This window comes from Bacillus sp. GMa5/1, assembly GCF_050172015.1.
Taxonomy (GTDB): domain Bacteria; phylum Bacillota; class Bacilli; order Bacillales; family Bacillaceae_G; genus Bacillus_A; species Bacillus_A cereus.
The window spans coordinates 1-6,664 of sequence record NZ_JBNLYC010000200.1 but is presented as its reverse complement, the minus strand read 5'-3'; the positions used below and the strand labels follow the sequence as shown (position 1 = coordinate 6,664).

Genomic DNA, 6,664 nt, shown 5'->3' with positions numbered 1-6,664 from the left:
ATTAGAAAATAACTTTGTGGATGAAATTATGTTTATGGAGAACCCAGTTAAAATGACAGCTTCAACTGCTACTGCTGCCATGCTTCCACAAAAAGTAATCGATGGTTTTAGAAATGGAACAATGAACAAGGGCCAAGGAATTACAAAAGAAGATTTAAATGCTGCACTATTAGGACTAAAAAACGAAATTCTGAATGATTTACAAACAAATACAAATCCAAAAGAGCCTATTCAAGAACCTGTTAATACAAAACAGAATTTGAGTACGCTCTTTTTAAATTTAGGAGGAAAATAAAATATGGTTATTAAATTTAATAATTTTGAAGAAAAGAAACTAGCATTTGCGAAAGCAACACAGGAGGGAACTCCAGAAGAACAAACAGCAGCATTAAATTCTATGATTGGAGCACTTGCTACAGATGTACGAGCAGATATTTTAAATCAAGTAAATGAATCAATGGTAGATCGTTCTATTATGCAGTCTCGTGGCGCTAATGTATTAACAAGTGATGAAATGAAATTCTTTAATGCAGTAGTTGAAGAAGGTGGATTTAAGTCTACTGAAACTTTACCTAAAACAACTCAAGAACGTATTTTTGATGACTTAGTTGAAGATCATCCTTTCTTACAACATATTGGTTTAGAGAATTTAGGTGCAGTAACAGAATTCGTTTATGGAGATCCAGAAGGCGCTGCGGTATGGGGGCCATTATTTGATGGTATTAAAGGTCAATTAAATGCTACATTCCGTAAAGATAGCATTTCCCAACTTAAATTAACGGCATTTATTCCATTAGCGAATGACATGTTAAAACTTGGTCCAGTATGGGTAGAACGATATGTTCGCACAATGATTACAGAAGCGATGACAGTGGGATTAGAACGCGGATTTGTAGCTGGTACAGGTAAAAATGAACCTATTGGTTTATTAAAAGATCCAAGTGGAAGTGTTACAAATGGAGTATATCCAGATAAAAAACCAGTTGGGACTTTAACGTTTGAACCAGGTCGTAAAACAATTAACGAATTAAAAGGAGTAGTTAAATTACTAGCTAAAAAATTAAACGCTGATGGTTCAGATGCAGACAGACCGAAAAACATTGCTGGAAAAGTAGTTATGGTAACAAATCCATTTGATACTTATGATATTCAAGCAAACGCGACAATTCAAAATGCAGCTGGGGTATACGTAACCAGCTTGCCATTTAATCCAATCCCTACGGAATCTGTGTTTGTGCCACAAGGGAAAGTACTGTTCTTTGTAAAAGGTCAGTATGTTGCAGCGATGGGTGGAACAGAACCTATTAAAAAGTTCGAAGAAACTCTAGCATTAGAAGACGCAACAGTTTATATTGCTAAACAATTTGCTACAGGTAAGCCAAAAGATAAATATGCTTCTCAAGTTTATACATTGAAGATTGAAGAAACGCCAACGCCACCAGCACAAGGATGATGTGAATGGATACAGTAATTTCAGATGTAATATTACAAGAATTTAAAAATAGGATGCACTTAGGGGATGAGGAAGATGATAACCTAAAGCGCATCCTTTCTACGTCTAACAAGGCATTACTTAGGGTTTGTGGTAATTATGATTTAAATAAAGACGAGGAGTTCAAAGAATTAGTCTTTGAACGTTCTCGTTATGTTTATAACGATGCATTAGAGTATTTTGACAAGAATTTTTTAAGTCAGATTAATAGTTTAGGTATCGATAAAGCATTAGAAGAAATTAAATTGGACGGTGATTAATATGCGTCCTTTTCAGTACAAGAAACCACTGAATACAGGTGATTGTAGAAATCGAATTATCGTTGAACAACCTGAAGTAATAAAGGATGAATTGAATCAAGAGCTTGAAACAGGTAATTGGCAAGAAGTAAAAAAAGCATGGGCAATGATAAAAACGGTAAAAGGTTCGGAGTACATTGAAGCTTCAGCTTCACAGTCTACACGAATTTATCGGTTTGTGATTCCTTATACAACAGGTATTACAGAGTTAATGCGAATTAAAATGAAAAATCGTATCTTTGACATTATCGAACCGCCAATGAATGATGATGAAATGTATCAAACATTGACTATTATCGCAAAGGAGCATGTTTAATATGAATGATTTTGCGAGCGAACTTGCTAGAGAATTGCAAAGATATGCAAATGTTGTGGAAGAAGAATTACTGACAGCGCAAGAAGAAGTTGCTGATGTTGCTGTAGAAAAATTAAAGCAAGGTAGTCCTAAAAAAACAGGGGCATATCGTAAAGGATGGCGTAAGAAAAAAGAAGGTAATAGTGTTGTCGTCCACAATTCACAAGGACAATTAACGCATCTTTTAGAAAATGGACATGCGAAAGTCGGGGGTGGGCGTGTTCCGGCACAGGTGCATATCCGTCCAGTTGAAGAGTATGTAATTGATGAGTTGCCAAGACGTATCGAAAGGGCGGTTCAACAATGACATTAGGTGAATTAACAAAAATTCTTGAAGCTACAGGTTATCCTGTGGCTTATTCGCATTTTACAGCAACACCAACGAAGCCAGTTCCAGCGCCACCTTATATATGTTTCCTTGTGGATGGATCAGCAAATTTAATGGCTGATAACAAGGTGTATCACAAGATAGACGATGCAAATATTGAACTTTACACAACTAAAAAAGATTTGGTTGCAGAAGAAAAACTTGAAAAAGTCCTAGACGATCATGAAATTCCTTATGACTCATATGGGACTTTTATTGAATCTGAAAAAATGTATCAAAAAATTTATGAAACGAGGTTGATGTAAGTGAATAAAGAAAATAAAGTTACGTTTGGTCTGAAGAATGTACATTATGTTCCATATGATGTTCAAGACTTTTTAGTGAAATTTGGTACACCAATTCCGCTACCCGGTGGAGTTGAATTAACTTTTGAACCACGCGGTGATTTAATTGAATTTTATGCTGATGACATGCTTTATTACGCAGCAAGTAATAACCAAGGTTATGATGGAACGCTATCTATTGCAACTATTCCGGAACAGTTTGCTATCGATGCATTAGGTGAGCAATTAGATGAAACAGACGGTGTATTAAATGAGTTAGCTGATGCCAAAGGAAAATCATTTGCATTACTCTTTGAATTCGATGGCGATGTGAACGCAACTCGCCACGTTATGTATAACTGTGCAGCGAGTCGCCCGACAATCGCATCTAAAACAAAAACAAATTCAGCCGAACCAAATACAAATGAATTGAAGTTTGTTTCTAGTCCAATTGTTTTAGTTCCCGGCGGAAGACCAATGGTTAAAACAAAAACAACCTCTAAAACGACTCAAGCAATTTACGATAACTGGTACAAAGAAGTGTACGTTAAAAAACCAGCAGCACCAAAAGGAGCGTAAGTAAATGGAAAAGACGATTACAATCGATGGAAAGCAAGTCAAATTAAAAGCTACAGCAGCAACAGTTAAGCGATATAAAGCACAATTCAGACGTAATTTATTTGCAGATTTGATGGGGTTAGGGGCAATTAATGCTTTAGCTTCATCAGATGGGTCAGAACAACCCATTGATATGTCTAATATCGATATGAGTAAAGTAGATTTTGAACTTATTTATGACTTAACGTGGTTATACGCTAAAACGGCCGATTCTAATATTTCTGATCCTATGACATGGCTAGATGGATTTGAAGAATTCCCAATTGAAGAAATTATGCCTGCGGTCATGGAATTAGTTCAGGTTACTATGGGAGCAAAAAAAAAATAAAGAAAAATAATGGAGAGCAAGGGACATTCAGTGATGAGGAATTTACTACTGAACTGTTTCTTGCTCTTTGTTATAAAGCGAAATTAACACGCTGGGATTTAGAAGATATGACAATTGGTGATTGTTTTGATTACATTGCTGAATTCGCTGAGCTAGAGAATCCAGATAAAGAAAAAGTTAGAAAGGCAAATCAAAAAGACTTCGATTCATTCTAAGAAAGGGGTGAGAAAATGGCAGGGAGAATTAAAGGGATTACGATAGAAATTGGTGGTAACACTCAGCCGTTACAGAATGCTTTAAAAGATGTAAATAAACAAAGTGATGCTTTGGCTAAAGAATTAAAAGATGTTGAACGTTTGTTAAAGTTTGATCCCGGTAATGTGGAAGCATTAGCGCAAAAACAAAAGTTACTTACACAACAGATTGAAAATACAACGCAAAAGCTAGATAAATTGAAAGCAGCGGAGCAACAAGTACAAGCTCAATTCCAAAACGGTAAAATTTCTGAAGAACAGTATCGTGCATTTAGGCGTGAGATTGAATTTACAGAAGGGTCACTTAATGGTCTTAAAAATAAACTAGGAAACATGAAAGCTGAACAAGAGAATGTAGCAAGTTCTACAAGGCAATTAGAAACATTGTTTAGAGCTACAGGAAAAAGCGTTGATGATTTTGCAGGAGCATTAGGAAATCGTCTTGTGAATGCAATTCGGAATGGAACAGCTACAAGTCGACAGTTAGAACAAGCGATTGGGATTATTGGACGCGAAGCATTAGGCACAGAAGCTGATATTGAGAAATTACAAAGAGCACTTCGATCTGTGGATGCTGGAAATTCTATACAACAAGTCCGAAACGAACTACGAGATTTACAACATGAAGCCCAAAGGACGGAAAGAGAATTTAAAGAATTAGATATTGGCTTAGAAAATGTTCTTGGAGCAATGGTAGCTGGTGGTGGAATTGCCGGAACAATCGAAAAAGCTCTTGATATGTCGAAGTTAAAAACAAAGATTGATATCACATTTGACGTTCCGGAGTCCTCAAAAAAATCAGTAGAAGAAGCTATTAGAGGTGTCACCGCTTATGGGGTGGACGCTGAAGAATCGCTTGCTGGTGTACGTAGACAATGGGCTTTAAATAAAGATATTAGTGACGAAGCGAATGCATCAATCGTCAAAGGTGCGGCTGTTATATCTCAATCTTATGAGGGCATAGATTTTACAGAGTTAATCCAAGAAACATATGAAATAGGAAATGAATTAGGGATAACTCAAGATAGTGCCCTTGGTATGGTTGATGCGTTGTTAAAGATGGGATTTCCGCCAGAGCAACTAGATATCATTGCTGAGTATGGAAGCCAATTGACTCGTGCAGGTTTTAAAGCTGAAGAAGTACAGGCGATTATGGAAGCTGGTGTTGAAACTGGTAGTTGGAATATTGATAATTTATTAGATGGTCTGAAGGAAGGGCGAATTCAATTAACCGAGTTTGCTCAAGGTGCGGATAAAGCTTTAAAAGAAGCGTTAGACGGTTCTGGAATTGCCACAGAACAAATAGAAAAGTGGGGTGCGGCTGTCGCTAAAGGCGGAAGTGACGGTTCGAAAGCTATGGTAGAAGTAGCTAAAGCGATTGAAGGGATAGAAGATCCAGTAAAAAGAAATCAAGTTGGGGTTAAAGTTCTAGCTACTATGTTTGAAGACCAAGGTCAAAATTTAACTAACACTTTAATAAACGCTTCAAAAAAAACAGTAGACTTCCAGAAGAATCAAGATAAATTAAATGAATCTATAAAAAAAATGGATGCAAGTCCGGCTGTAAAATTCCAAAAAGCAATGGGCGATTTACAGATGGCTCTGAAACCGGTCCTTGGAGTTGTAGCGGATTTAGTCTCTAAATTTGCGGAATGGATTTCTAATAATCCAGAATTAGCAGCAACATTAGCGACTATCGGAGTAGCTATTGGTGTGATTTCCGGTGCGATTATGGCGCTTGCGCCTATAGTTGTGACGGTCATGAGTATCTTTGGGATTGGAGCGGCTGCAGCGGCTGGAATTGTTGGGGCTATTCCCCTTATTATAGCTGCTATAGCAGCCATAGGTATTGCAATCTATAAAAACTTTGATGATATTAAGCAATGGATTATAGATACTTGGGCTTCTATTACGGAATATTTAGTAGGAGTTTGGGACGGTATCGTGCAATCATCTAGCGATGCATGGAATTCATTTTTAGAAACAATGCATTCATTCTTTGATCCGATAGGGCAATTTTTTAGCGATTTATGGACAGGGATAGGCGAAATATGTAGTAGTACATGGAATTCTATTGTTGAATTCTTTTCAGGTGCTTGGGCTTCATTTACTGAAATGATGTATAGTTTCTTTGATCCTATAGGGGAATTCTTTAGTAGTTTATGGACCGGAATTGTGGAAACAGCGTCTTCTTGGTGGACTTCTTTAGTTACAACAGCTTCAGAATTGTGGGGGACACTCGTACAAGCTTGGCAAGACACTTGGAATACCATTGTTACCGTTTTAGATCCAATCATTTCATTTATAGCAACTGTTTTAGAAGCAGGATGGCTACTTATTCAAGCAGGAGTGCAAATTGCATGGGCAGCTATAAGTCAGTATATTATTCAACCAATCCAAGAAGCTTGCAATTGGGTGAGTAAACAAATTGGTGAATTGGTTATATGGCTTGGTACACAATGGGAAATTGCAAAAGCTGTGGCCCAAGTTGCATGGGGATTACTTAAGCAATATATTATTCAGCCAGTTCAGGAAGCTTGGAGTACAACAAAAGAAAAATTCAGTGATTTGATTTCTTGGTTAAGCTCACAGTGGGAACTCGCTAAATCGTATACTCTTATGGCTTGGAATTTGGTTAAACAGTATGTAATTCAACCTGTTCAAGAC

At 37.0% G+C, this 6,664-nt stretch carries 8 protein-coding genes and 1 pseudogene; all 9 read left to right on the top strand.

Going from position 1 to position 6,664, the window contains the following annotated elements; all coding sequences use genetic code 11:
• A pseudogene (locus ACQGSG_RS25205) lies at window positions 1-295 on the top strand (head maturation protease, ClpP-related); the annotation flags it as partial.
• A 3-nt stretch (window positions 296-298) separates the two neighbouring features.
• Window positions 299-1,453 carry a phage major capsid protein gene (locus ACQGSG_RS25200; protein ID WP_426948276.1) on the top strand — a complete coding sequence of 385 codons (1,155 nt, stop codon included), beginning with the start codon at window positions 299-301 and terminating at the stop codon, window positions 1,451-1,453.
• 5 nt (window positions 1,454-1,458) lie between these two features.
• Window positions 1,459-1,752 (top strand): hypothetical protein, encoded by a 294-nt coding sequence (locus tag ACQGSG_RS25195; RefSeq protein ID WP_426948274.1) that lies wholly within the window; start codon window positions 1,459-1,461, stop codon window positions 1,750-1,752.
• A 1-nt stretch (window position 1,753) separates the two neighbouring features.
• Window positions 1,754-2,107: a phage head closure protein gene (locus ACQGSG_RS25190; RefSeq protein ID WP_426948272.1), complete on the top strand. Its 354-nt coding sequence runs from the start codon at window positions 1,754-1,756 to the stop codon at window positions 2,105-2,107.
• A 1-nt stretch (window position 2,108) separates the two neighbouring features.
• The gene (locus ACQGSG_RS25185; protein ID WP_258131567.1) at window positions 2,109-2,453 is read left to right on the top strand and encodes an HK97 gp10 family phage protein; all 345 of its coding nucleotides are present in this window, start codon (window positions 2,109-2,111) and stop codon (window positions 2,451-2,453) included.
• Entirely contained in the window at window positions 2,450-2,779 is a 330-nt protein-coding gene (locus ACQGSG_RS25180) for a hypothetical protein (protein ID WP_071730276.1), read from the top strand. The genes ACQGSG_RS25185 and ACQGSG_RS25180 overlap by 4 nt, the downstream gene beginning before the upstream one ends.
• Entirely contained in the window at window positions 2,780-3,376 is a 597-nt protein-coding gene (locus tag ACQGSG_RS25175; RefSeq protein WP_001031291.1) for a major tail protein, read from the top strand.
• 4 nt (window positions 3,377-3,380) lie between these two features.
• A complete protein-coding gene (locus ACQGSG_RS25170) occupies window positions 3,381-3,743 on the top strand; it encodes a hypothetical protein (protein ID WP_426948269.1) in 363 nt (120 codons plus the stop codon).
• A 230-nt stretch (window positions 3,744-3,973) separates the two neighbouring features.
• Window positions 3,974-6,664 (top strand): DUF2207 domain-containing protein (locus ACQGSG_RS25165; protein WP_426948267.1); only part of this gene is annotated, 2,691 nt, incomplete at its 3' end.